26 protein-coding genes are annotated in these 22,619 nt (G+C 68.7%); 14 read left to right on the forward strand and 12 right to left on the reverse strand.

All coding sequences use genetic code 11. The features are described from left to right. Nucleotides 1–5: 5 nt before the first annotated feature. Together M3195_RS10530 and M3195_RS10535 are read right to left on the reverse strand one after the other, a co-directional pair. Nucleotides 6–935, reverse strand: a complete 930-nt coding sequence (locus M3195_RS10530) for a sugar kinase (protein ID WP_251587256.1) — start codon at nucleotides 933–935, stop codon at nucleotides 6–8. Beyond that, nucleotides 932–2,140, reverse strand: a complete 1,209-nt coding sequence (locus tag M3195_RS10535) for an MFS transporter (RefSeq protein WP_251587258.1) — start codon at nucleotides 2,138–2,140, stop codon at nucleotides 932–934. The genes M3195_RS10530 and M3195_RS10535 overlap by 4 nt, the downstream gene beginning before the upstream one ends. A 390-nt stretch (nucleotides 2,141–2,530) precedes the next feature. Here M3195_RS10535 and nrdH point away from each other — a divergent pair, with 390 nt between their 5' ends. Genes nrdH through nrdF form a run of 4 tightly spaced genes read left to right on the forward strand, consistent with a single transcriptional unit; the run spans nucleotide 2,531 to nucleotide 6,387 of the window. Further along, complete coding sequence (gene nrdH, locus M3195_RS10540) at nucleotides 2,531–2,764, forward strand: glutaredoxin-like protein NrdH (protein WP_067118559.1); 234 nt, start codon at nucleotides 2,531–2,533, stop codon at nucleotides 2,762–2,764. Nucleotides 2,765–2,770: 6 nt separating this feature from the next. Continuing rightward, nucleotides 2,771–3,232: a class Ib ribonucleoside-diphosphate reductase assembly flavoprotein NrdI gene (gene nrdI / locus M3195_RS10545; protein ID WP_251587260.1), complete on the forward strand. Its 462-nt coding sequence runs from the start codon at nucleotides 2,771–2,773 to the stop codon at nucleotides 3,230–3,232. Beyond that, nucleotides 3,229–5,373 carry a class 1b ribonucleoside-diphosphate reductase subunit alpha gene (nrdE, locus tag M3195_RS10550; RefSeq protein ID WP_308211580.1) on the forward strand — a complete coding sequence of 715 codons (2,145 nt, stop codon included), beginning with the start codon at nucleotides 3,229–3,231 and terminating at the stop codon, nucleotides 5,371–5,373. Before nrdI ends, nrdE begins: the two co-directional genes overlap by 4 nt. A gap of 33 nt (nucleotides 5,374–5,406) precedes the next feature. Continuing rightward, on the forward strand, nucleotides 5,407–6,387 hold the full coding sequence (gene nrdF, locus M3195_RS10555; protein ID WP_251587263.1) for a class 1b ribonucleoside-diphosphate reductase subunit beta: 981 nt from the start codon (nucleotides 5,407–5,409) through the stop codon (nucleotides 6,385–6,387). Between the two features lie 59 nt (nucleotides 6,388–6,446). On the opposite strand, the gene M3195_RS10560 is transcribed toward nrdF, so the two are convergent. Next, nucleotides 6,447–7,715 carry an NAD(P)/FAD-dependent oxidoreductase gene (locus M3195_RS10560; protein WP_251587265.1) on the reverse strand — a complete coding sequence of 423 codons (1,269 nt, stop codon included), beginning with the start codon at nucleotides 7,713–7,715 and terminating at the stop codon, nucleotides 6,447–6,449. Nucleotides 7,716–7,772: 57 nt separating this feature from the next. Between M3195_RS10560 and M3195_RS10565 the strand changes: the two genes are divergently transcribed. Then, nucleotides 7,773–8,132, forward strand: coding sequence for a DUF2256 and DUF3253 domain-containing protein (locus tag M3195_RS10565; RefSeq protein WP_251587266.1), 360 nt, complete (start codon nucleotides 7,773–7,775; stop codon nucleotides 8,130–8,132). 12 nt (nucleotides 8,133–8,144) lie between these two features. Here M3195_RS10565 and pgi read toward each other — a convergent pair whose 3' ends face one another. Next, nucleotides 8,145–9,824 carry a glucose-6-phosphate isomerase gene (pgi, locus tag M3195_RS10570; protein ID WP_251587267.1) on the reverse strand — a complete coding sequence of 560 codons (1,680 nt, stop codon included), beginning with the start codon at nucleotides 9,822–9,824 and terminating at the stop codon, nucleotides 8,145–8,147. 18 nt (nucleotides 9,825–9,842) lie between these two features. After that, nucleotides 9,843–10,184 carry a DUF7882 family protein gene (locus M3195_RS10575; RefSeq protein WP_251587268.1) on the reverse strand — a complete coding sequence of 114 codons (342 nt, stop codon included), beginning with the start codon at nucleotides 10,182–10,184 and terminating at the stop codon, nucleotides 9,843–9,845. 184 nt (nucleotides 10,185–10,368) lie between these two features. Here M3195_RS10575 and M3195_RS10580 point away from each other — a divergent pair, with 184 nt between their 5' ends. After that, nucleotides 10,369–10,692: a DUF7882 family protein gene (locus M3195_RS10580; RefSeq protein WP_251587269.1), complete on the forward strand. Its 324-nt coding sequence runs from the start codon at nucleotides 10,369–10,371 to the stop codon at nucleotides 10,690–10,692. Nucleotides 10,693–10,696: 4 nt separating this feature from the next. On the opposite strand, the gene M3195_RS10585 is transcribed toward M3195_RS10580, so the two are convergent. Next, nucleotides 10,697–11,308, reverse strand: coding sequence for a flavodoxin family protein (locus M3195_RS10585; RefSeq protein ID WP_251587271.1), 612 nt, complete (start codon nucleotides 11,306–11,308; stop codon nucleotides 10,697–10,699). Between the two features lie 148 nt (nucleotides 11,309–11,456). Between M3195_RS10585 and M3195_RS10590 the strand changes: the two genes are divergently transcribed. Next, complete coding sequence (locus M3195_RS10590) at nucleotides 11,457–11,660, forward strand: hypothetical protein (protein ID WP_251587273.1); 204 nt, start codon at nucleotides 11,457–11,459, stop codon at nucleotides 11,658–11,660. Here M3195_RS10590 and M3195_RS10595 read toward each other — a convergent pair whose 3' ends face one another. Genes M3195_RS10595 through M3195_RS10605 form a run of 3 tightly spaced genes read right to left on the reverse strand, consistent with a single transcriptional unit; the run spans nucleotide 11,661 to nucleotide 13,135 of the window. Continuing rightward, nucleotides 11,661–12,263 carry a GNAT family N-acetyltransferase gene (locus tag M3195_RS10595; RefSeq protein ID WP_251587274.1) on the reverse strand — a complete coding sequence of 201 codons (603 nt, stop codon included), beginning with the start codon at nucleotides 12,261–12,263 and terminating at the stop codon, nucleotides 11,661–11,663. A 34-nt stretch (nucleotides 12,264–12,297) separates the two neighbouring features. Beyond that, complete coding sequence (locus M3195_RS10600) at nucleotides 12,298–12,738, reverse strand: ImmA/IrrE family metallo-endopeptidase (RefSeq protein WP_251587275.1); 441 nt, start codon at nucleotides 12,736–12,738, stop codon at nucleotides 12,298–12,300. Nucleotides 12,739–12,760: 22 nt separating this feature from the next. Next, entirely contained in the window at nucleotides 12,761–13,135 is a 375-nt protein-coding gene (locus M3195_RS10605; RefSeq protein ID WP_251587276.1) for a helix-turn-helix domain-containing protein, read from the reverse strand. Nucleotides 13,136–13,229: 94 nt separating this feature from the next. Between M3195_RS10605 and M3195_RS10610 the strand changes: the two genes are divergently transcribed. Genes M3195_RS10610 through M3195_RS10620 form a run of 3 tightly spaced genes read left to right on the forward strand, consistent with a single transcriptional unit; the run spans nucleotide 13,230 to nucleotide 14,867 of the window. Continuing rightward, a complete protein-coding gene (locus tag M3195_RS10610) occupies nucleotides 13,230–13,454 on the forward strand; it encodes a helix-turn-helix domain-containing protein (RefSeq protein ID WP_251587277.1) in 225 nt (74 codons plus the stop codon). Nucleotides 13,455–13,503: 49 nt separating this feature from the next. Then, entirely contained in the window at nucleotides 13,504–14,433 is a 930-nt protein-coding gene (locus M3195_RS10615; protein ID WP_251587278.1) for an aldo/keto reductase, read from the forward strand. A 38-nt stretch (nucleotides 14,434–14,471) separates the two neighbouring features. Beyond that, nucleotides 14,472–14,867 carry a PLDc N-terminal domain-containing protein gene (locus tag M3195_RS10620; RefSeq protein WP_251587280.1) on the forward strand — a complete coding sequence of 132 codons (396 nt, stop codon included), beginning with the start codon at nucleotides 14,472–14,474 and terminating at the stop codon, nucleotides 14,865–14,867. Here the strand turns inward: M3195_RS10620 and M3195_RS10625 are convergent. Genes M3195_RS10625 through M3195_RS10635 form a run of 3 tightly spaced genes read right to left on the reverse strand, consistent with a single transcriptional unit; the run spans nucleotide 14,864 to nucleotide 17,682 of the window. After that, entirely contained in the window at nucleotides 14,864–15,853 is a 990-nt protein-coding gene (locus M3195_RS10625; protein ID WP_308211581.1) for an epimerase, read from the reverse strand. The genes M3195_RS10620 and M3195_RS10625 overlap by 4 nt on opposite strands. Further along, entirely contained in the window at nucleotides 15,850–16,476 is a 627-nt protein-coding gene (locus tag M3195_RS10630; RefSeq protein ID WP_251587281.1) for a DUF4166 domain-containing protein, read from the reverse strand. Before M3195_RS10630 ends, M3195_RS10625 begins: the two co-directional genes overlap by 4 nt. 9 nt (nucleotides 16,477–16,485) lie before the next feature. Further along, a complete protein-coding gene (locus tag M3195_RS10635) occupies nucleotides 16,486–17,682 on the reverse strand; it encodes an ROK family transcriptional regulator (RefSeq protein WP_251587282.1) in 1,197 nt (398 codons plus the stop codon). A 114-nt stretch (nucleotides 17,683–17,796) separates the two neighbouring features. On the opposite strand from M3195_RS10635, the gene M3195_RS10640 reads away from it, so the two are divergent. The 4 genes from M3195_RS10640 to M3195_RS10655 are packed head-to-tail and all read left to right on the forward strand — an operon-like array spanning nucleotide 17,797 to nucleotide 22,608. Further along, complete coding sequence (locus M3195_RS10640) at nucleotides 17,797–18,906, forward strand: Gfo/Idh/MocA family protein (RefSeq protein ID WP_251587283.1); 1,110 nt, start codon at nucleotides 17,797–17,799, stop codon at nucleotides 18,904–18,906. Continuing rightward, a complete protein-coding gene (locus M3195_RS10645) occupies nucleotides 18,903–20,435 on the forward strand; it encodes a sugar ABC transporter ATP-binding protein (RefSeq protein WP_251587284.1) in 1,533 nt (510 codons plus the stop codon). The genes M3195_RS10640 and M3195_RS10645 overlap by 4 nt, the downstream gene beginning before the upstream one ends. Next, nucleotides 20,432–21,532: an ABC transporter permease gene (locus M3195_RS10650; protein ID WP_251587285.1), complete on the forward strand. Its 1,101-nt coding sequence runs from the start codon at nucleotides 20,432–20,434 to the stop codon at nucleotides 21,530–21,532. The genes M3195_RS10645 and M3195_RS10650 overlap by 4 nt, the downstream gene beginning before the upstream one ends. Beyond that, nucleotides 21,529–22,608 carry an ABC transporter permease gene (locus M3195_RS10655; RefSeq protein WP_251587286.1) on the forward strand — a complete coding sequence of 360 codons (1,080 nt, stop codon included), beginning with the start codon at nucleotides 21,529–21,531 and terminating at the stop codon, nucleotides 22,606–22,608. The genes M3195_RS10650 and M3195_RS10655 overlap by 4 nt, the downstream gene beginning before the upstream one ends. Nucleotides 22,609–22,619: the final 11 nt, after the last annotated feature.

Genomic DNA, 22,619 nt, shown 5'->3' on the forward strand with positions numbered 1-22,619 from the left:
GGCGATCAGGCGAGCGGCGGGAGGTCTCCGTGCGTCGTGAGCACGCGAGCGGCTGCGGCGTGTCCGGCCGACAGGCGCTGCGCGAGGTCTGCTCCCTCGAGCGTGGCCGCGAGGAACCCGGAGGCGAAGGCATCGCCCGCGCCGACCGGCTCGACGACCTCGACGCGCGGCGCGGGGACGAACACCGGCTCGTCGTCGCCGGAGAACGCGGTGGCCCCGACGTCGCCGTCCTTCACCACGAGCAGTCCGCAGTGCGGCAGATGCGCGCGGATGTCGGATGCGGTCGGGGTGCCCCAGATGCGCTCCGCCTCGTCGCGGCCGACGAACGCGATGTCCGCGGCGTCGGCGAGGCGGGCGAGGGTGTGGGCGGCATCCTGCTTGCTCCACAGGGCGCGGCGGTCGTTGACGTCGAACGAGACCACGGCCCCGGCCGCGCGGGCGTCGACGTACAGCTGATCGACCATGTCGCGGCACGTGGCGGACAGCGCCGGCGTGATGCCCGTCGTGTGCACGATGCGCACCCCGGAGAGAGACTCCGCGTCGAGGAAGCCCCGGCCCATGAGGGAGGCGGCTGATCCGCGGCGGTAGTAGTAGACCGACGACGATTCGATGCCGGGGTCTTTGAACATCACGCCGGTCGGGGCCGTCTCGTCGATCGTGGCCCACATGTCGACGCCGCGGCCGGAGAGCTCGGCGGAGATGCGCTCCCCGAACGGGTCGGCGCCGAGGCGAGACGCCCACGCGGCTCGGTGGCCCGCTGAGACGAGTCCCACGGCGACGTTGCCCTCGGCCCCGGCGATGCCGAACGCCGCGGTCTCGGTCTCGACGAGTGGCGCGCCGACGGCGGTGACGAGTCCCATGGACTCGCCCACGCAGACGACCTCGACGGGAGACGACGCGTCGTTCCGGTGCGGGGAGGGGTGTGCTGTGCTCATGAGGGTGTGACCGCCAGGGGTTCGGTGTCGGGATGGGGGCTCGCGTCGCGGTGACGCAGATCGGGGAAGGAGCGGACGAAGACGACGGAGACGATGAGCCCGACCGCGGCGAAGATCGTCGCGGCGAGGTAGGCGCCGCGGGGGTCGGTCGCGTCGACGAGGAAGCCGGCGACGGCGGATCCGGCGGCGGCCCCGATCAGCTGGCCGGTGCCTGTCCAGCCGAACGCCTCGGCGGTCTCGCTGAACTTGACGCTCGCCGAGGTGATCGCGAAGAGTACCGCCAGGGCGGGAGCGATCCCGATGCCGGCGACGATGAGCGTGCCGCCCAGCCAGAACACGTTGAGCGAGATCATCGTGAGGGCGAGGCCGACGGTCACGATCAGCAGGCGGCGGGCCATGGCCCAGGGGCCGATCGGGATGTGCCCGAAGGCGAGGCCGCCGGCCAGGCTGCCGACCGAGAACACCGCGAGGACGAGACCCGCAGCGAGGCTGCCGTGCTCGAACGTCGCGACCACGCCGACTTCGACGGCGGCACACGCGCCGATGAGCAGGAAGCCGACGACGGTGGCGAGGAGCACGGGCGGTTTCAGCACGACCTTCCCGAGGGCGTTACGGCTGCGGGGGATGCGCACCCGGCCGACCTCGGGGGAGAGGATGAACCAGGCCGCGCCGCCGACGAGGATGACCGCGACGAGCAGCAGGCCCTCCATGGTGCCGACCTGCGTCGAGACGAGGGTGATGACGACCGGTGCGAGGATCCAGATGATCTCCTGCAGAGAGGCGTCGAGGGAGAACAGCGGCGTGAGCTGCGACGAGTTCACGAGCTTGGGATAGATGGTGCGGACGGCGGCCTGGATGGGTGGGGTCGCGAGACCGGCGACCATTCCGAACGCCATGTAGCCGGGGACGGTGAGGGGGAGCAGGGCGAGTCCGAGCACGGCGATCACGCACACCGCGCTCGTGAGGGTGAGGACGCGACGCATGCCCCAGGCGCCCATCCAGCGGCTCGTGATGGGTCCGGCGACCGCCTGGCCGACACTCGTCGCGGCGAGCACCAGGCCCGCCGATCCGTACGACCCGGTCTGCTGCTCGACGTGCAGGAGGATCGCCAGCGAGGTCATGCCGCTGGGGAAGCGCGCGGTCAGCTGCGCCGCGATCATGCGCGCCACTCCGGGCGTGCGAAGAAGGTCCTGATATCCCGCCACCCGACAACGCTACCGGCACCGGGGCGACCCCCGTGCGGCGGTGGAGACGACGACACGCCGCGACACGCCGAACCGCGCTTTCCACAGAAAATCGGATGTCGGTGGTCGGCCGTATCGTGCCCCCTGTGGATGGATGACTCCCAGGGTCCTCCCAGCCGCGATTTCTCGCGGTTCGCGACGTCCGCGGGCGGCCCTCCGCCTGTGGAAGAAACGGTGGAGAACCTGTGTTGTACCGGTGGAGAGCGGTGGAAAACTACACGGATGTAACTACTACCCCTTGTGGTCGCTCTGAATGTCCGTCCCTATATGTAGTATTGAGTTCCCGGTGAGGGTCTACCGGACAAACGCCTGATCACCACAGGCCAGAGATTTGAGGGGAAGCCGAAAAAGATGTCGATCACGGTCTACACCAAGCCGTCCTGCGTCCAGTGCAACGCGACCTACCGCGCGCTCGACGCGAAGGGTATCGAGTACGAGATCCACGACCTGTCGGAAGACCCGGCGGCTCTGGAGCAGGTCAAGTCGCTCGGCTACATGCAGGCACCCGTCGTCGTCACCGACGAGGACCACTGGTCGGGCTTCCGTCCCGACAAGATCGACGAGCTCGCCTCGCGCCTGGCCTGACACACCATGAGCGCCGTCGCGACCGCTGCGCCGCTCCTGGTCTACTTCTCCAGCGTGTCGGGCAACACCGCGCGCTTCATCGAGAAGCTGGGTCTCCCCGCCCGGCGCATCCCTCTCCACCGGCAGGAGGAGGGCCTCGTCATCGACGAGCCCTTCGTGCTGGTCACTCCCACCTACGGTGGGGGTGAGGGGAGGGGCGTCGAGCGCGGAGCCGTTCCCAAGCAGGTGATCCGGTTCCTCAACGACGAACGCAACCGACGTCACATCCGCGGAGTCATCTCCGCAGGAAACACCAACTTCGGCGACGCCTTCTGCCTCGCCGGCGACATCATCAGCCGCAAGTGCCACGTGCCTCACTTGTACCGGCTAGAGATCTTCGGCACACAGGACGACGTTGATCGCGTGAGCGACGGATTGGAACGACGGTGGGTATCGCAGTGGAAGAGCATGCAGGACACGGCGCAGTGACGGAGACCGCGGCGTTCAAGGTGAACCCCGCGTACGAGGGGCTGGACTACCACGCCCTCAACGCGATGCTGAATCTGTACGACGCGAACGGGAAGATCCAGTTCGACGCCGACAAGCGGGCGGCGCGGGAGTACTTCCTCCAGCACGTCAACCAGAACACGGTCTTCTTCCACTCCCTCAAGGAGCGGCTCGACTACCTCGTCGAGAAGGAGTACTACGAGGGCTCCGTCATCGACAAGTACTCGTTCGACTTCATCCAGAAGCTCAACGACCTCGCCTACTCGAAGAAGTTCCGCTTCGAGACCTTCCTCGGCGCGTTCAAGTACTACACGAGCTACACGCTCAAGACGTTCGACGGCAAGCGCTACCTCGAGCGGTTCGAGGACCGCGTCGTGATGACGGCCCTCGGCCTGGCCGACGGCGACGAGAAGCTCGCCGTGAACCTCGTCGAGGAGATCATCTCCGGTCGCTTCCAGCCGGCCACCCCGACCTTCCTCAACGCGGGCAAGGCGCAGCGCGGTGAGCTGGTCAGCTGCTTCCTGCTGCGCATCGAGGACAACATGGAGTCGATCGCCCGCGGCATCAACTCCGCGCTGCAGCTGTCGAAGCGCGGCGGCGGCGTGGCGCTCCTGCTCTCGAACATCCGCGAGTCCGGCGCTCCGATCAAGCAGATCGAGAACCAGTCCTCCGGCATCATCCCCGTGATGAAGCTGCTCGAAGACAGCTTCAGCTACGCCAACCAGCTCGGCGCGCGTCAGGGCGCCGGTGCGGTCTACCTCAACGCCCACCACCCCGACATCATGCGCTTCCTCGACACCAAGCGCGAGAACGCCGACGAGAAGATCCGCATCAAGACGCTGTCGCTCGGCGTCGTGGTGCCCGACATCACGTTCGAGCTCGCGAAGAACGGCGAGGACATGTACCTCTTCTCGCCGTACGACGTCGAGAAGGTCTACGGTGTCCCGTTCGGCGACATCTCGGTCACCGAGAAGTACCGCGAGATGGTCGACGACCCGCGCATCAAGAAGACGAAGATCAACGCGCGCGAGTTCTTCCAGACCGTCGCCGAGATCCAGTTCGAGTCCGGCTACCCGTACGTCATGTTCGAGGACACGGTGAACAAGGCGAACCCGATCAAGGGTCGCATCAACATGTCGAACCTCTGCAGCGAGATCCTGCAGGTGAACACGCCGACGACGTACAACGACGACCTGTCGTACGACCAGATCGGCAAGGACATCTCTTGCAACCTCGGCTCGATGAACATCGCGCTGTCGATGGATGCCGACGACCTCGGCCAGACCGTCGAGACCGCGATCCGCGCGCTCACCGCAGTGAGCGACCAGAGTCACATCCGCTCGGTGCGCTCGATCGAGGACGGCAACGACCGCTCGCACGCGATCGGCCTCGGTCAGATGAACCTGCACGGCTACCTCGCCCGCGAGCACGTCTACTACGGCTCGGAGGAGGGTGTCGACTTCACGAACATCTACTTCTACACCGTGCTGTACCACGCGCTGCGTGCCTCGAACAACCTCGCGATCGAGCGTCAGCAGACGTTTGACGGCTTCGAGGACTCGACCTACGCGTCGGGCGAGTTCTTCGACAAGTACATCGACCAGGCGTGGGTGCCGGCGACCGAGAAGGTCAAGGAGCTCTTCGCGGGCAAGCACATCCCCACGCAGCAGGACTGGGTCGAGCTGAAGGAGAGCATCCAGAAGCACGGCATCTACAACCAGAACCTGCAGGCGGTGCCGCCGACCGGCTCGATCTCGTACATCAACAACTCGACGTCGTCGATCCACCCGATCGCGTCGAAGATCGAGATCCGCAAGGAAGGCAAGCTCGGCCGCGTGTACTACCCGGCGGCGTTCATGACGAACGACAACCTGGAGTACTACCAGGACGCGTACGAGATCGGCTACGAGAAGGTCATCGACACGTACGCCGCCGCCACGCAGCACGTCGACCAGGGCCTGTCGCTGACGCTGTTCTTCAAGGACACCGCCACCACGCGCGACATCAACAAGGCGCAGATCTACGCATGGCGCAAGGGCATCAAGACGATCTACTACATCCGTCTCCGTCAGCTGGCGCTCGAGGGCACCGACATGACCGAGTGCGTCTCCTGCATGCTCTGACCCGTCGACAGCGACCAGGAACAAGGAACGAACATGACCCCCCACCCCCCGCTCAAGCTCGTCGACAGCGTGCAGGCGATCAACTGGAACCGGATCCAGGACGACAAGGACCTCGAGGTCTGGAACCGTCTGGTGAACAACTTCTGGCTGCCCGAGAAGGTGCCGCTGTCGAACGACGTCCAGTCGTGGAACACGCTCACCCCTGACGAGCAGCTGCTCACGATGCGCGTCTTCACCGGTCTGACGCTGCTCGACACGATCCAGGGCACCGTCGGCGCCGTGTCGCTGATCCCCGACGCGATCACCCCGCACGAGGAGGCCGTCTACACGAACATCGCGTTCATGGAGTCGGTGCACGCGAAGAGCTACTCCTCGATCTTCTCGACGCTCGCGTCGACCAAGGAGATCGATGAGGCGTTCCGGTGGTCTACCGAGAACCCGAACCTTCAGAAGAAGGCTCAGATCATCATGGACTACTACCAGGGCGACGACCCGCTCAAGCGCAAGGTCGCCTCGACCCTGCTCGAGTCGTTCCTGTTCTACTCGGGCTTCTACCTGCCGATCTACTGGTCGTCGAAGGCGAAGCTGACGAACACGGCCGACCTGATCCGCCTCATCATCCGTGACGAGGCCGTGCACGGCTACTACATCGGCTACAAGTTCCAGCGCGGTCTCGAGACAGCGACGCAGCAGCGTCGCGATGAGCTCAAGGACTACACGTTCTCACTGCTCTACGAGCTGTACGACAACGAGGTGCAGTACACGCAGGACCTCTACGACGGCGTCGGCCTGACCGAGGATGTCAAGAAGTTCCTGCACTACAACGCCAACAAGGCGCTCATGAACCTCGGCTACGAGGCCATGTTCCCCTCGACCGTCACGAACGTGAACCCGGCGATCCTGTCGGCCCTCTCGCCGAACGCCGACGAGAACCACGACTTCTTCTCGGGGTCGGGCTCGTCGTACGTGATCGGCAAGGCGGAGGCCACGGAGGACGAGGACTGGGACTTCTGAGCAACGTCGTCCACTGAGGTGAAGGGCCGGATGCTGCCGCATCCGGCCCTTCGTCGTCCTCAAGGCCCGTTGACGTCCGGCGAGCTTCGTGCGTCACCGAGCACCGCCCGTGCGGCGCGCTCGCCGGAGGCGAGGGCGCCCTGGATCGACGCCGTGTCGCGGTGATCGCCGGCGAGGAAGATCCGCTCCGCGTGCCGCGGAGCCCGTGCAGGGCGCAGCGGCGCGGGCTGGGCCGGCAGGGCGTCAGCGATGTCGTCCCGCCGCAGCAGATCCCAGGCAGTCACGTCGGCGCCCCAGATCTCTCCGAGGTGACGGCGCACCTCGCTCTCCTCCGCCGCTTCACCGTCGCGAGGCAAGAGGCACGTCGCGGCGACGAGGTGCCGCCCGGCCGGTGCGTACGACGGCACCGTGTGCGTCATCACGACGGTGTTCACGACCGGTCCCCGCCGCCGACCATCGATCGTGAGCAGCGCCGAGCGCGTCGGCGGCTCTTCGGTGGCGAACCACCATGTCTGGAGGCCGTTCGTCGCCGGTCGCTGCAGGCCGGTGAGACCGGCCACGGCATCCGCCCCGACAGCGATGACGACGCGGGCTGCACGCACGGTGTCGCCGCCCTCGATGCCCACCTCGACGCCGTCACCGGACGCCGTCATCCTCTCGGCGCGGGTCTGGAGACGGATCTCGGCACCGGCGGTTCGTGCGCGCGCGGCGAGCTGCTCTGGCACGGCGGCGATCCCCTGGGCGGGGAGTCCGGGCCGCCCGAACGCGAAGTAGCTCGCGAGCAGTCGGACGAACGCGTTCGACGTCGCGCCGCGGTCCTCCGCCAGCACTCCGGCGAGGAACGGCTCGAGCACGGCAGTGCGCAGTGGGCCGCGCAGTCCCGCGGCATCCCATCCCTCGCTCAACGAGACGTCGTCTTGGGCGAGCCGCGACAGCGGAAGCGCCAGCGCGGGTGCCGCCCAGCGCGCGAGCGCGACGGCATCCGCAGCACTGACGAGGCCGCTGCCGAGCGTCGTCGGGATCGAGAGCGGATGCCTCACCGGATGCGCCAGCTCGGCGATGCCGTCTTCCGTGCGCACCCGCACGCCCACGGGGAATCGGCCCATCGACAGTGCTCCGAGGTCCACGCTGCGGCGCAGCGCCGGGTACGCCGGATTGAGCACGTGGAATCCGCGGTCGAGCCGAAAGCCGTCGACGATGTCGGTGCGCTCGCGTCCGCCGACGGCGTCGCCCGCCTCGATCACGACCACGTCGAGTCCTCGTTCTGCGAGCAGCCCCGCGCAGCGCAGCCCCGCGAGTCCTGCCCCGATCACGACCACGTCATGCATGGCACCAGCGTACGACGGGATGCCGCGGCGCGGGCCCGTGCGCGTACTCTGGGCAGCATGCGCGTACAGGACCAGACGAAGATCTGCGCGTCCTGCGGTCGCGAGATGCGGTGGCGTGCGTCCTGGGCCGAGGTCTGGGACGAGGTCAGGTACTGCTCTGCCGCGTGCCGATCGCGCAAGATCACTCCGCGGGACCGCGAGCTCGAACGCAGCATCCTCAGCCTGCTCGCACAGCGAGCCCCGAAGGCGGCGATCGATCCGTCCGACGCCGCGAACGCCGAGCACACGCTTCGAGAGCCCGCGCGTCGCGCGGCGCGTCGACTCGCCGCCGCCGGACTCGTCGACGTCGTCCAGAACGGCCGCGTCGTCGACGCGGCGTCGGTCCGGGGGTCGTTCCTCGTGCGCCGGCGCCCCTGACGGGGCCCCGTCCTAGCCGCGGTGCGACCGGTAGTACTCCAGGAGCGCCTTCGTCGACGGGTCTTGGGCGGCCACGGCCTCCTCGTCTCCGCCGATCGCGGGGGCGATCTGCATGGCGAGCTGCTTGCCCAGCTCGACGCCCCACTGGTCGAAGGAGTTGATGCCCCAGATCGTGCCCTGCGTGAACGTGATGTGCTCGTACAGCGCGATGAGCTGCCCCAGCACCTGCGGCGTGAGCGCCGGCGCGAAGATCGACGTCGTCGGACGGTTGCCCGCGAAGGTCCGCGCGGCGACGAGTGCGCCCGTGGTGCCCTCCGCTTCGACTTCGTCGGCTGTCTTGCCGAACGCGAGCGCCTTGGTCTGCGCGAGGAAGTTCGCGAGGAACAGCTCGTGCACATCTTGCGCGCCGTCGCTGAGCGGATAGGCGGGGTTCACGAAAGCGATGAAGTCGGCGGGGATGAGCCGAGTGCCCTGGTGGATGAGCTGGTAGAAGGCGTGCTGCCCGTTCGTGCCCGGCTCTCCCCAGAAGACCTCGCCGGTATCGGTGGTGACGGGGGAGCCGTCCCAGCGCACGGACTTGCCGTTCGACTCCATCGTGAGCTGCTGCAGGTAGGCGGGGAAGCGGTTGAGCTGCTGCGCGTAGGGGAGCACGGCGTGCGACTGCGCGCCGTGGAAGTTGTTGTACCAGACGTTCAGAAGCCCCATCAGCACGGGCACGTTGCGCTCGAGCGGCGTCGTGCGGACGTGCTCGTCGACCGCGTGGAAGCCGGCGAGCAGATCCCGGAACACGTCGGGGCCCAGCACGACGGCCAGGGAGAGGCCGATCGCGGAGTCGACGGAGTAGCGGCCGCCCACCCAGTCCCAGAAGCCGAACGCGTTGACCGGATCGATGCCGAAGTCGGCGACCTTGTCGAGAGCCGTCGACACGGCCACGAAGTGGTGCGCCACGGCGTCGGTGCGCGCGTCGTCCGAATCAGCGATGGCACCGGATGCCGCGAGCCCGCTCCACAGCCACTGTCGCGCCAGGCGTGCGTTGGTGAGTGTCTCGAGCGTCGTGAACGTCTTCGACGCCACGATGAACAGCGTCGTCTCCGGGTCGAGGTCGGCGGTCTTCTGCGCCAGGTCCGTCGGGTCGATGTTCGAGACGAACCGCGCCTCGATGCCGGCGTCGGCGTACGGCTTCAGGGCCTCGTAGACCATGACCGGGCCGAGATCCGACCCGCCGATGCCGATGTTGACGACGTGGGTGACCTTCTTGCCCGTGACGCCGAGCCACTCGCCCGCGCGCACGCGCGTGGCGAAGGCGGAGAGCGACTCCAGCACCGACTGCACATCGGCGTCGACGTCCTGTCCGTCGACGAGAAGCGTCGGCTCAGCTTCGGCGGGACGTCGGAGCGCCGTGTGCAGCACGGCACGATCCTCGGAGGTGTTCAGGTGCGCCCCGGAGAGCATCGCGGCGTACCGGTCGGCGACGCCGGTCTCCTCGGCGAGCCGTAGCAGAGCCGCCAGCACCTCATCGGTGACGAGGTTCTTCGACAGGTCGACGTGCAGGTCGGCGAGCGGGAACGAGAGGCGGTCGGCGCGGGTCGGGTCCTCCGCGAACCAGCCGCGGAGATCGGGGGAGAAGGTCTCGCGCAGCGCGCGGAGCTCGGACCAGGCGGACGTGACTGTCGGATCGACGGGAGCGCTCATGGCTCAACGCTACTGCCGTCAGACCAGCAACGGGTTCTCCTCGTTGCCCCATGTCGGATCCCCGCGCAGCGGCTCGGGCGTGAGGTACAGTCCGGCAGGCTGCGCTGCCGTCACGGCGAGGTCATGCATCCAGTGCCGGTTGAGGTCGGGGGCGCGGCTCCCGAAGAACTTGAAGACGAGTGAGCTCGCCGGATGCACCCACACCGTGGTGCGCCCGCCGCCCACGCTCACGTCCTCGCGCCAGCTGAAGGGGAAGGCCTCGCCGCGACGCAGCTTCGCCGTCATCACGAGCTGCAGGTGCGTGAGCGCGCGATCCTCGATCTCGACCCTCGGTCCGCCGTCGTACGTGAATCGTCCCATCGGTGGTTCCTCCTCGATGTCGGACGCCCACGCTCGCACGGTGCAACGCCGCCGCACAGGGGGTGTACACGCGCGGCGCGCGAGAGGATCATGGCAGACGCACTTCATCCGCTTCTCCCGAGCGGCTCCGGCAGAGTTCCCGGCGATGCACGCGGACGGTGCCCCACCGGGGTACGGTTCACTCATGGGAAGACTGCGGTACGACGGCACGTCCGAGCCGATCCACATCGACGACGAGACGCTCGCGGTCCTGAAGGTCATCGTCGGGACGAAACTGCGCAGGCAGGAGAGCTTCATGATGACGTGGCGCCCCGCCGAGGGGGGCGACCCCGGCCGGGTGACCGTGTGGATCCATCCCGCCATCCCGCTGCAGTTCCTCTTCACAGCATCCGAGCCGCAGCACATCGAGAAGCGCCGCGTCGAAGAGGTCATGCAGGCGCTCAATGCCTCGGGCGAGCTGGTCATCGACGACTGGGGGCGCGTCGAAGCGGCGAAGACGCCTTCCTGAACGCCTACTCGGCGGGGAAGCTCTGCGCCTTCAGCGCTGAGGCGAGGTGTGCGGCATTGCGTGCCGCGGTCGCCATGGCCGAGGCGACCTTCTCCGGGGTCTCGGAGAGGTCCTTGTAGTCCACTCCCTGCATCGCCTCGCCGTTCCAGTACACCGACCCCTGCGCGGCGATCGTGTATCCGACGTCGTTGAGACCCTGGAAGAGGATCGCGGCGATGTGGTGCGCGCCGTCCTCGTTGCCGACGACGCCTGCGACCGCGACCTTGTCGAACAGGATCGGCCGGCCGTCGTCGTCCGTCTCGCTGAGTTCGGCGTCCAGACGCTCGAGGACTCGCTGCGCGACGCTCGAGTGCTGACCCATCCAGGTCGGCGTCACGAAGACGAGGATGTCGGCGTCGAGCACCCTGCGGCGGAGCTCGGGCCATTCATCGTCGCCGCCCATGTCGGCCTCGACACCGGGACTCAGCGTGTAGTCCACTGCCCGGACGAGCTGCCCGTCGACGCCGTGCTCGGAGAGAGCGGCGAGGATCTGCGAGGCCAGGAGGTCGGAGCTCGATTCGGAGGGGGAAGGCTTGAGGGTGCAGGAGATGGCGATGGCCGTGGGGTGTGCGCTCATGACAGGAACGAAACCACCGGACTCGTCGGCGGCCAAGGGGGTTTCGGAGTCGCAGGACGTGCGCTAGCGACGTTCCGGATCGGGATGCGGCGGGCGGAGTGCGCTGTCGGCGGTATCCTTGATGACGCCCGCAACGACAGGAGCCCCCGTGATCCTCAGCTTCATCTTCTTCCTGGTCCTCTTCCTCGGAGGGATCTGGCTCCTGGGCCTCGCGCAGGTGCTCCCCGACTTCCAGGGCGTCGTCTTCGCGGCCGGCATCCTCATCATCTGCCTGTCGCTGGCGTTCGTGATGCGCCAGCGCGGGTCGGCCACGCGCCGCGACGACAACTGGTCGGGCAACGCCACCGAGTGATCAGGCTCTGGCGGCGAGTCTCGCCTCCAGGTTCGCCCGCACCGCGGGCCATTCCGGCTCGATGATGGAGTACTCGACGCTGTCGCGCAGGGCGCCGTTGCGGTAGCGGCTCATCGCGCGCATCACGCCGTCCTGCTTCGCACCCAGGCGTTCGATCGCGGCTCGGGACTGGAAGTTCACCCACTGCGTGGTGAGCCCGACGCGGAATACCCCGAGATCCTCGAAGGCGTGGCGCAGCAGCAGCAGTTTGGACTCCGCGTTCGTGCCGGTGCCGTGGGCCGACGGTCGGTTCCAGGTGTAGCCGATGTGCAGTCGCGGGACGTCGGCGACGATGTCGTAGAAGGTCGTGAGGCCGAGGATCCTCCCCGACGCATCGAACGCCGTGAAGGGGATCATCTCTCCGGTCGAGAGCAGCCCGAGGCGACGGTCGATCTCCGCAGCGAGACCGTCGGGTGAGGGAACCGAGGTGTACCACGCGCGCTTCCAGAGATCGCCCTCGGTGAGAGCTTCGAGCAGTCCGTCATGGTGCGACCGCTCGAGCGGGCGCAGTTCGACGAGATCGCCGGTGAGTGTGACAGGTGCGGGCGTGGTGGTGAACGTCATGCCGCCATTCAATCAGCGCTGAGGGCGCCGTCCGTCACGCGGAGACGACGCGGTGCGCCCACTGCCCGCGTCCCAGTCGCGGTTCGACGTAGGTGACGTCGCCCACGCGACGGAGCAGACGCCGGTATGCGAGCACCAGGTCGACGGTGACGCCGAGGTCGAAGGCGATGCTCGCGGCATGCCCGTCGCGGGCCGCTTCCGCCTCGGCGTAGGCGCCGGGGGTGATGAGCAGCCGCGCGGCCCACTCGTCCGCGCGCCGTTCCTGCCTCGCACGCTCGGTCGGGTCGTGCGTGTGCTCATGGCCGAGCATCGCGTGGCCGAGTTCGTGGGCGATCACGCTGCGCGTCGTGCGCGCACTCATTCCCGGGGCGACCCGGATGGTGGCCGAGTGCGGCTCGTATCCGCCGCAGGAGCGCCCGGGGCGCTCGACGAGGTGCAGACCGTGGGTCTCCACGAGGTGCAGGAGCTGATCCACGGGGCTCCTCTCGTCGTGGGCGTCAGTCGTACAGGTCGTCGGTGTCGGCGTCGTGGGTGAGGGGCGAGTCGAACGCGACTTCTGCGTCATTCTGTCGGCGACCGGGGACATCGAGGCGCGAGGGGAACGGGATCACCGCACCGGAGCGGTCGCTCTCGGTGGCCAGGCGCTCTTCAGCGCGCGACAGGATGACATGGGGTGCGACTCCGAGCGCTGCGCCGACGGCATAGACGACGGGAACGGGGATCGCTCGTTTGCCCGTGACGTAGTTGTCGAGCGCGCTGCGCGCGTACCCGATCTTTCGCGCCATCGCTGCAATACTGCTGCCCTTGGCGGCGATCTCAGCGCGCAGCTGGCTCCCCACTGCGGCATTGAACGACTCGGCCGGTGTCTTCACGCGAGTCACGATAGCACCGGCCTGAGGCCAGGATGCCGTCATATCGGTGCGGTGGATATTGTTCGCGCTCCATATGCGGCGATAGTGTCGACGCATGACGACAGAAGTGAGGCGTCTGGTGGCGTCCGCGGTCATCTCCGAACTGGGGAGAACGGGACGAGACTCGGTCTGGCTGGCAGAACGGTCAGGCCTGAGTCACCGGGACGTTGAGGCGTCGCTGGCGGGTGGACGCGATCTCACGGTCGCAGAGCTCGCGGCGATCGCCGACGCGCTCGCGGTGTCACCCGCGCGCCTGGTGCCCGCTCCGCCCTCCGGCTGACCTGCTGCGGAGTCACCCGCGCTGCGGCATGCCGCGCTAGCGTGGACGCATGAAGACCGTACCCTTCGGACAGTCCACCGCTCCCGCCGTCGTCGCCGGGATGATGCGCATCAACGACAAGAGCGACGCCCAGATCCGAGAGTTGTACGAGACCGCGCGCGGCTCCGGCATCGACTTCTTCGACCACGCCGACATCTACGGCGGCAGCATGCACTTCTGCGAGGAACGGTTCGCCTCCGCGCTCGGACTGAGCCCGTCGGAGCGCGACGAGATCGTGCTGCAGACGAAGTGCGGCATCGTGCCGAAGCAGGGCATGTTCGACTTCTCGTACGAGCACATCATCCGGCAGGTCGACGGATCTCTGGCAGCGCTGAGCACCGACCGCATCGACGTCCTGCTGCTGCACCGGCCCGACGCGCTCGTCGAGCCCGAGGAGGTCGCCAGGGCGTTCGACGAGCTCGAGTCATCGGGCAAGGTGCGCGCCTTCGGCGTCTCGAACCATACCCCGAGGCAGATCGACCTGCTGCGCACGGCGGTCTCCCAGCCTCTGGTCGCGAACCAGCTGCAGCTCTCGATCACGCACGCCCCCATCATCGCTCAGCCCATCGCCGCGAACATGGCGGGTGAGGATCAGAGCGTCGTGCGCGACGGCGGCGGCATCGTCGAGTACTGCCGTATCAACGGCATCACGATCCAGGCGTGGTCGCCGTTCCAGGGCGGATTCTTCACGGGCGTGTTCCTGGGCAACCCCGAGTACGCCGAGCTCAACGCCGTCATCGATCGCCTCGCGGCGGCGCACGGCGTCGAGCCGATCGCGATCGCGACGGCGTGGATCACCCGGCATCCGGCGAAGATGCAGGTGGTGCTCGGCACCACGATGCCGCAGCGGGTGCGCGATGCCGCGGCCGGCGCCGACGTCGAGCTGACGCGGGCCGAGTGGTACGAGCTGTTCCGCGCCGCAGGTCACGTGCTTCCCTAGCCCGCGCGCGGCGCGCCCCGGTCGTCTACCCTGAACACATGCCGTTCCTGTTCTCGCTCCTCGTCATCGCGCTGATGGTCGGCGCGCTGGTCGACATCATCCGGCGCGAGGACTCGCAGGTCCGCTTCCTGCCGAAGATGGCGTGGATCATCATCGTCATCCTGCTGCCGCTCATCGGCAGCCTGCTGTGGTTCGCGATCGGTCGGGAGTATTCGGAGGCGGGTCTGCGGATCCCGCGGATGCGGCCCGCTTCCCGGACCGCGCCCACCAGGGTCGATCCGGTGCCGATGCGTCCCGTCGACAACCGGTCGACGGAGGAGCAGATCGCCGACCTCGACCGCGAGATCGAGGAGTGGCGGCTGCGCGCGGAGATCGAGAAGCGCCGTCGCGAGGGCGGCGACGCGACGAACGGCACGGAGAAGTCCGCGAGCTAGCCCCGTTCGGCCGCCAGGTCGAACGACTCCCTGATGGCCGGCTCCAGCGTCGGGTAGGAGAAGGAGAAGCCGGCAGCGTCGAGCTTCTCCGGGACCACCCACCGGCTCTTGAGGATGAGCTCCGTCTCGGTGCGGATGCCGATCGCGCCGAGTTCCAGCATCCACCGCGGCATCGGCGGACCGAACGGGACTCCGAGGACCCGGCGGACCGTCGCCATGAAGGTCGTGTTGTCGACCGGGTTCGGGGCGGCGGCGTTCACCGGGCCGTCGATCGACGGAGTCTCCTCGAGGAAGTCGATGATGCGGGCCACGTCCTCCACGTGCACCCAGCTGAAACGCTGTCGACCGCGGCGGGCTCCGAACTCGTGGCCCGTGCCCGCCGCGCGCCGGGCGCGGCTGATCGGCCAGCGGCCGTCCCACTGGGCGCCGCCCATGCCCAGGCGGGCGAGGTTCTTCAGCGGGCCGAGTACGCCGCCGTGACCGAGCACGATCGCGCTGCGCAGGGCGACGCGCCGCGTGCCGGGCAGATCGTCCGTGAAGAGCGCGCGCTCCCAGGCCTTCGCCACCTCGACGGAGAAGCCGGTGCCGATCTCGCCCGTGGACTCCGTCATCGGGCGGTCCTCCGCGTGCCGGTAGATCGTCGCCGTCGAAGAGTTCACCCAGAGGGCGGGGGGCTCGGCTGCCCTGGCGATCGCGCCCGAGATCGCGGCCGTGGTGTCGAGGCGCGAGCGGAAGATGGCCGCGCGGTTCTCGGGGGTGTACCGGCAGTTCACGCTCTTGCCGGCGAGGCCGATGACCAGGGTCGCGCCGTCGACGGCGGCGTCGATCCCGTCCTGATCGTCCCAGCGGAGGTCCGCACCCGATCGAGAGATGGTCACGACCTCTCGGCCCGCCGCCTCGAAGCGCGGCACGAGATGGCGTCCCATGAACCCGGTGGAGCCGCCGATCACGACGCGGCCGGCGGCGGAGGGTGAGGGTGTCGTCACGGGGTCTCGCTCTCGATCGCGTACTCGAAGAATCCGACGTACTCGTAGACGCGCCCGAGCACCGGGGCGTCGATGGTCATGGAGACGTGGTGCCGCTCGCGCTCCTCGTCCCAGCGCTCGACGAGTCCGATCCGCGGGCTGAGGAACCGGGGGACCGAGAGCCGCAGAGCGCCGAGGCGCAGTCCGACGCGTCGAATCGTCAGGACGACGGCCTCGTCGCGCACGTCGATGTCGAAGGTGGTGACGACGGTGCGGTGCGGACCGATCTCGTTGCGGAGTATCCCGTCAGGGGTGAGCTCCACGACGTCCGGCATCACCCACGTGCGGCCGGGCAGCTCGAACCACCGGGTCGCAAGGGCCCGTCCGTCGGCGGTGCGATTCTCGATGCGGAACGGGACGTCGCGCTCCCACCCCGCGAAGGCGACGCCGAGGGCCTCCGCGATCCGGAACAGGGGCCGCACCCAGGCGATCCGTGATCCGGCGGTCGTGAACACGCCGGTGCCGACGCCGACGTGCCCGTCCGGAATCGTGCGGAAGTACCACGCGGTCTTCGGATGGAGCTCGGAGATCCGGGAGCCCAGAGCACGCTCGTACGGAGATGTCGAAGCGTCCTGCGCGGTCACGCCCTCAGCCTAGCGAGGCCGCGCTGCCAGATGGCGATCGACGCGGGCGGGCGACAGCACCTCGTGCGCGACCATGATCGCGGCACCCAAGACAGCCGCACGGTCGCCCGCCTGGGACTGCACGATCGACAGGTGCTGGGTCGCCAGCGGGATCGAGCGGCGGTAGACCACCTCGCGGACACCGGCCAGAAGATGTTCCCCGGCCCTCGCGATGCTGCCGCCGAGCACGATGATCGACGGATTGAGCAGGTTGACGACGGTCGCGAGCACCTCGCCGACGTCGCGGCCGGCTTGACGGGTGGCTTCGATCGCCACCGGGTCGCCCGCGCGAACGAGATCGATCACGTCGCCCGGGCCCTTCGCGTCGAGGCCGGCCTCCCGCAGCGAGCGGGCGAGCGCCGACCCGCTGGCGAGGGCTTCGAGGTCGCGCTCGTCCTCCCGCTCGCGGTTCGACGCCGCCGATCGCGGTACCTGGACGTGCCCCATGTCTCCTGCCGAGCCCTGCGCACCGCGCTGCAGGGCGCCGCCCGCGATGATGCCCGCCCCGATGCCGGTCGACACCTTGACGAAGACGAGGTCGTCGATGTGAGGCCACGTGGTGGCATGCTCACCGAGGGCGAGGATGTTGACGTCGTTGTCGACCAGTACCGGTACGTCGAAGGTGCGCTGCACGTAGCCCGGGACGTCGAAGCGATCCCAGCCGGGCATGATCGGGGGATTCGTAGGCCGTCCGCTGGAGTGCTCGACGGGGCCGGGGACGCCGATGCCGACGCCGAGCAGGGGAAGGCCCTGTGCGGTGTTCTCCTGCAGCAGCGCAGAGCCACCGGCGAGGATCTCGTCGAGCAGACGCTCGGGCCCGTCGGCGATGTCGACCGCGCGGGTGCGCGACTCGAGGATCACGCCGGCGAGATCGGCCACGGCGACCGTGGCATGGGTGGCGCCGAGATCGACGGCGAGCACGACTCCCGCACGTGCGTTGAAGGCGACACGCGCCGGGGGGCGGCCGCCCGTCGACACTGCCTCCCCGGCCGCCTGCAGCAGTCCCGAGGCGAGCAGTGCGTCGATGCGGAGCGCCACAGTGGACCGCGCGAGTCCGGTGAGCGCGGCGAGTTCGGCCTTTGTTCTGGCCTGGCCGTCCCGAAGGATCTGAAAGATCTCCCCGGCGCCGGGGCTCGTCGCCGACCCGGCCCGCAGCACGTCACTCATTGCGTCAGTAAACCACAGGCTTCATGTCGTTCCTCGGAGAACTTCAGTTTCGTTACAAAGAACTTTTGACAAAGCGCTAGCAAAAGTGGTCCTCGCTGTGTCAGACTCACCGGCATGACAACGGCTGTCACTGACACCGGTCTCGGGACGCTCCGAGCCGGCATCCTCGGCGGGGGGTTCATGGCGCGCGTGCATCGCACCGCCACCCGGGACGCCGGGGGCGAGGTGAGAGCCGTGGCGACCAGGTCGGTCGCCACCGGGCGCGACGCGGCCGACGCGCTGGGCGCATCGCGGGCCGAGCCGGATGCGGCATCCCTCTTCGGCGCGGCAGACATCGACGTGGTGCACGTGTGCACCCCGAACGCGACTCACGTCGACCTCGCGGCGCGCGCGCTCGCCGCGGGCAAGCACGTCGTCTGCGAGAAGCCGCTGGCCACCACGGCGCACGACGCTCGGCGACTCGCGGATGCCGCAGCAGCGGAGAGGCTCGTCGCAGCCGTGCCGTTCGTCTACCGCTATCACCCGATGATCCGCGAGGCCAGAGCGCGCATCGCCGCGGGAGACGCCGGCGAGCTGCTCACCCTCGACTGCTCGTACCTGCAGGACTGGATGCTGCTGCCGACGGACGACGACTGGCGCGCCCGTTCCGACGCGGGAGGAGCCTCGAGGGCATTCGCCGACATCGGATCGCACCTCTGCGACCTCATCGAGTTCGTCACGGGCGAGCGCATCCGGTCCTTGAGCGCGCGCACGCGTCGGGTCTTCGCCGAGCGAGGGGGAGTGGCCGTCGACACCGAGGACATCGCGGCGGTGCTCGTCGAGACGACCTCCGGGGCGCTGGGCACGCTGCTCGTCTCGCAGATGGCACCGGGGCGCAAGAACGCACTGACGCTCGAACTGCACGGCTCGCGTCAGGCCCTCCGCTTCGAGCAGGAGCGGCCGGAGGAGCTGTGGATCGGCGGCAGGGAGGGCTCGATGGTGCTGCTGCGCGACCCCGCCACGGCATCGCCCGACTCCGCGCGGCTCCAGCGCGTCCCCGCGGGACACCCCATGGGCTATCAGGACGCATTCAACGCCTTCATCGCCGACGTCCACGCGGCGATCGGCGGAGCCCGCCCCGAGGGCCTGCCGACCTTCGAGGACGGCTGGCGAGCCGCGGTGCTGACGGAGGCGGTGCTCGCCTCGGCGGCCGACGACGGACGATGGACGGAGATCCCCGAATGACCACGCTCACCACCGATGCGGTGCTCGCCGTCAGCGGCATCCGCAAGTCGTTCTTCGGCGTCGACGTGCTGAAGGGCATCGACTTCGACCTGCGCCCCGGCGAGGTCCACGGCCTGGTCGGCGAGAACGGTGCCGGTAAATCGACGCTCATGAAGATCATCGCCGGCGTGCAGCCCGCCGACGAGGGCATCGTTCGGTACCGGGGCCAGGAGGTGCGGCACACCCACCCCCGGCAGGCCATGGACGAGGGGATCGTCACGGTCTTCCAGGAGTTCACACTGCTGCCCGAGCGCACGGTGGCGCAGAACGTCTACCTCGGCCGGGAGCCGCGCCGCTCCGGATTCGTCGACCGGAAGGCCATGAACGCCCGCACCGACGAGCTGCTCGCCGACCTCGGCGTCTCGTTCATCGACGCGCAGGCGCGCGTGGGCTCGCTCACCGTCGCGGAGCAGCAGATCGTCGAGATCGTGAAGGCGCTGTCGTTCGACGCCCGGGTCATCTCGATGGACGAGCCCACCGCGGCGCTCAGCGACCGCGAGGTCGAGCTGCTGTACGCGATCATCCGGCGTCTCACTGCGCGCGGTGTCGCAGTGATCTACGTCTCGCACCGGTTGAAGGAGATCTTCGACCTCTGCGATCGGATCACCATCCTCAAGGACGGCGCGCTGGTCTCGACGGATGCCGCGGCCGACCTCACGACCGACGAGCTCGTCCGGCGGATGGTCGGCCGGTCGATCCAGTCGTACTTCCCGGACCCGATCGAGGGGACCACGGTCGGCGACGCGCGGCTCGAGCTCGACGGATGCGGGAACTCCTTCGTCGACGGCGTGAATCTCAGGTTGCGCGCGGGTGAAATCGTCGGCATCGCCGGGCTGCAGGGCTCCGGGCGCACCGAGCTCGTCGAGGGCGTCTTCGGTGTCGAGCCGTTCGTCCGGGGGCGCACGCGCGTCGACGGCCGTGAGGTGCGCATCACGAGCGCTCGCGCTGCCGTGCGCGCCGGTCTCGCCCTCGTCTCCGAGGATCGCAAGGCGCAGGGGCTCGCGCTCGGGCAATCCGTGCTCGACAACACGCTCCTGGTGGTCCGCAGTGTCTTCGCCGGTCGGACGGGTGCTGCGCGGCGCGAGGTGCCCGGCATCCTGAGCTCGCTGGAGATCAGCTCCCGGGGCGTCGGTCAGGAGACGCGATTCCTCTCCGGCGGCAACCAGCAGAAGGTCGTGCTCGCGAAATGGCTGCTCACGCGGCCACAGGTCGTTCTCTTCGACGAGCCGACCAGGGGCATCGATGTCGGTGCCAAGCTGGCGGTCTACCGACTCATGCGCGAACTGGCCGCGCAGGGCACGGCGGTGCTGATGGTGTCCAGCGAGCTGCCCGAAGTGATCGGCATGAGCGATCGCATCCTCGTGATGCACGACGGCGAGCTCGTCGCCGAGCTGCCGGCGGGTTCCCCCGAGCACGTGATCCTCGGAGCGGCGACGGGTGCGACTCCGCCCGGCCGAACCGCCCCGACCGACGAGGGAGACGCACGATGAAGCGCCTGCGCATCGACTCGACGATCATCGTCCTCGGCATCCTCATCCTCACCCTGATCGTCGGCGCGATCCTCGTCGCCACCGTCGGGCGCAACTTCCTCAGCCCGGGGAACATCCGCGACATCCTCACCGGCATGAGCGTGCTGGGTCTCGTCGCGATCGGGCAGACGCTCGTGATCCTCGGCGCCTCGCTCGACCTCTCGGTGACGTACGTGATCAGCCTCTCGAGCCTCATCGCCGCGACGACCATGAACGGCAATCCCGCGAACATCCCCGCGGCCGTCGCCGTGACCCTCGTCGTGTGTGCGGGGATCGGCCTCGTCAACGGCCTCATCGTCACGGTGCTGCGCGTGAACGGGTTCATCGCCACGCTCGGGGTGGGCCTGATCCTCCAGGGCATCCTCAACACGAACTTCGAGGGGACCGCCGGCACGGTGCCGTGGGAGTTCCAGCTGATCGGAGCGACCGGGCTCGGACCGATCCCGGTGTCGACCATCATCATGATCCTGCTGGCCGTGCTGGTCTGGTTCCTGCTGGACCGCACGCGCACGGGCGCGCACCTCTTCGCCGTGGGCGGCGACCCCGAGATCGCGCGACTCTCCGGAGTGCGCACCCGACCGCCGCTCATCGCGGCGCACGTGCTGTGCTCGGTGTTCGCCGGCCTCGCAGGGCTGCTGCTCGCCAGCCGCCTCGGCGTCGGCAGTCCCACCGTCGGTCAGCAGGGCGGCTATGCGCTGCTCTCGATCGCCGCGGTCGTCCTCGGCGGCACGCTGCTGCTCGGCGGGCGCGGTTCGATCTGGGGGTCGATCGGCGGCGTCGCGATCCTCGCGGTCGTCGACAACGTGATGAGCGTCATGCAGGTGAACCCCTTCCTCAAGGACGTCGTCCGCGGCGTCGTGATCGTCGCCGCGGTCGCGGTGTACAGCCGCCGTGCGATCGTCAGCCGTCGCCCGAGGTTCGGCTCGGGCGGCACCCGCACCGGAGGAGACGACGCCGCAGCCGCGGCTGCGCCGGAGATGGCGGCGGCCGCCGCGCAGCTCTCCGACCCGCGAGCGACGACGCATCTCGGCACCGCGACGGAAGGAGAGCGGTCGTGAATGTCCTGCGCACCCTGGTGAGCCCCCGCGGCGCCGTCTTCCTGCTTCTCGTGCTGCTTCTGGTGTCGGTCATGATCCTGAACCCGAGCTTCGCCGAACCGGGTCAACTGATGCGTTTCATCCAGCGCGTCGCCCCGATCGGCATCGTCGCGATCGGCCAGTACTTCGTGATCATCGCCGGAGAATTCGACCTCTCGCAGGGGTCGCTGATCACCGCGCAGGTCATCATCGCCGGCAATCTGGTCGGCCAGGACGACTCCCGCACCGTCCCTGTGCTGCTGCTCATGATCGTCGTGGGCGTCGTCGTGGGTCTCGTGAACGGCGTGCTGACGACGCTGCTGAAGGTGCCGTCCTTCATCGTCACCCTCGGCATGATGCTGGCCCTGCTCGGCGGAGTGATGTGGTGGACCGGCGGGGCGGCGACCGGCAATCCCGCCGACAGCTTCCGCGAGATCGGCCGCGGCGGCATCCGCGACGTCCCGGTGCTGGAGTTCGTCCCGTGGGCGGTGTTCATCCTCGCCGGATGGCTCGCCCTGGGCATCTGGATCACCAAGCGCCCGCTCGGCAAGACGCTCATCGCGATCGGCGACAACGCACGAGCGGTCGACTACGCCGGCGCCCGCCGCGCCTGGGTGACCACGCGGGCGTTCGTGATCTCGTCGCTGTCGGCGACCGTCTCGGCGGTGCTCCTCGTCGGATACGCGGGCGTGCACCCCTCGGTCGGCCGCGGCTACGAGTTCGTGGCGATCACCGCCGTCGTGCTCGGCGGAGTCGTGCTCGGGGGCGGGCGGGGCTGGATCGTGGCCGCCGCCACCGGCGCTTTCGCCCTCGAAGCCCTCTTCCTGCTGCTGAACATCGCCGGGGTGCCGTCGACGCTCCGCGACGCCGTCCAGGGCGTCATCATCATCGCGGCCGTCGCCTACTCGGCGGTCGCCTTCCGCGCCCGACGACGGCGCGGACCCCACACTTCTCCCGACCAGGGGAAGGAGACGGAACCCGTGCTCGATGACCCGTCTCGACAGTCCGCATCACCGGCCCTCGCCTCCGGGGGCACCACAGAAACCAGAGGAGAATAGCAATGCGACGA

This window comes from Microbacterium hydrocarbonoxydans (assembly GCF_023715885.1).
Taxonomy (GTDB): Bacteria; Actinomycetota; Actinomycetes; order Actinomycetales; family Microbacteriaceae; genus Microbacterium; species Microbacterium hydrocarbonoxydans_C.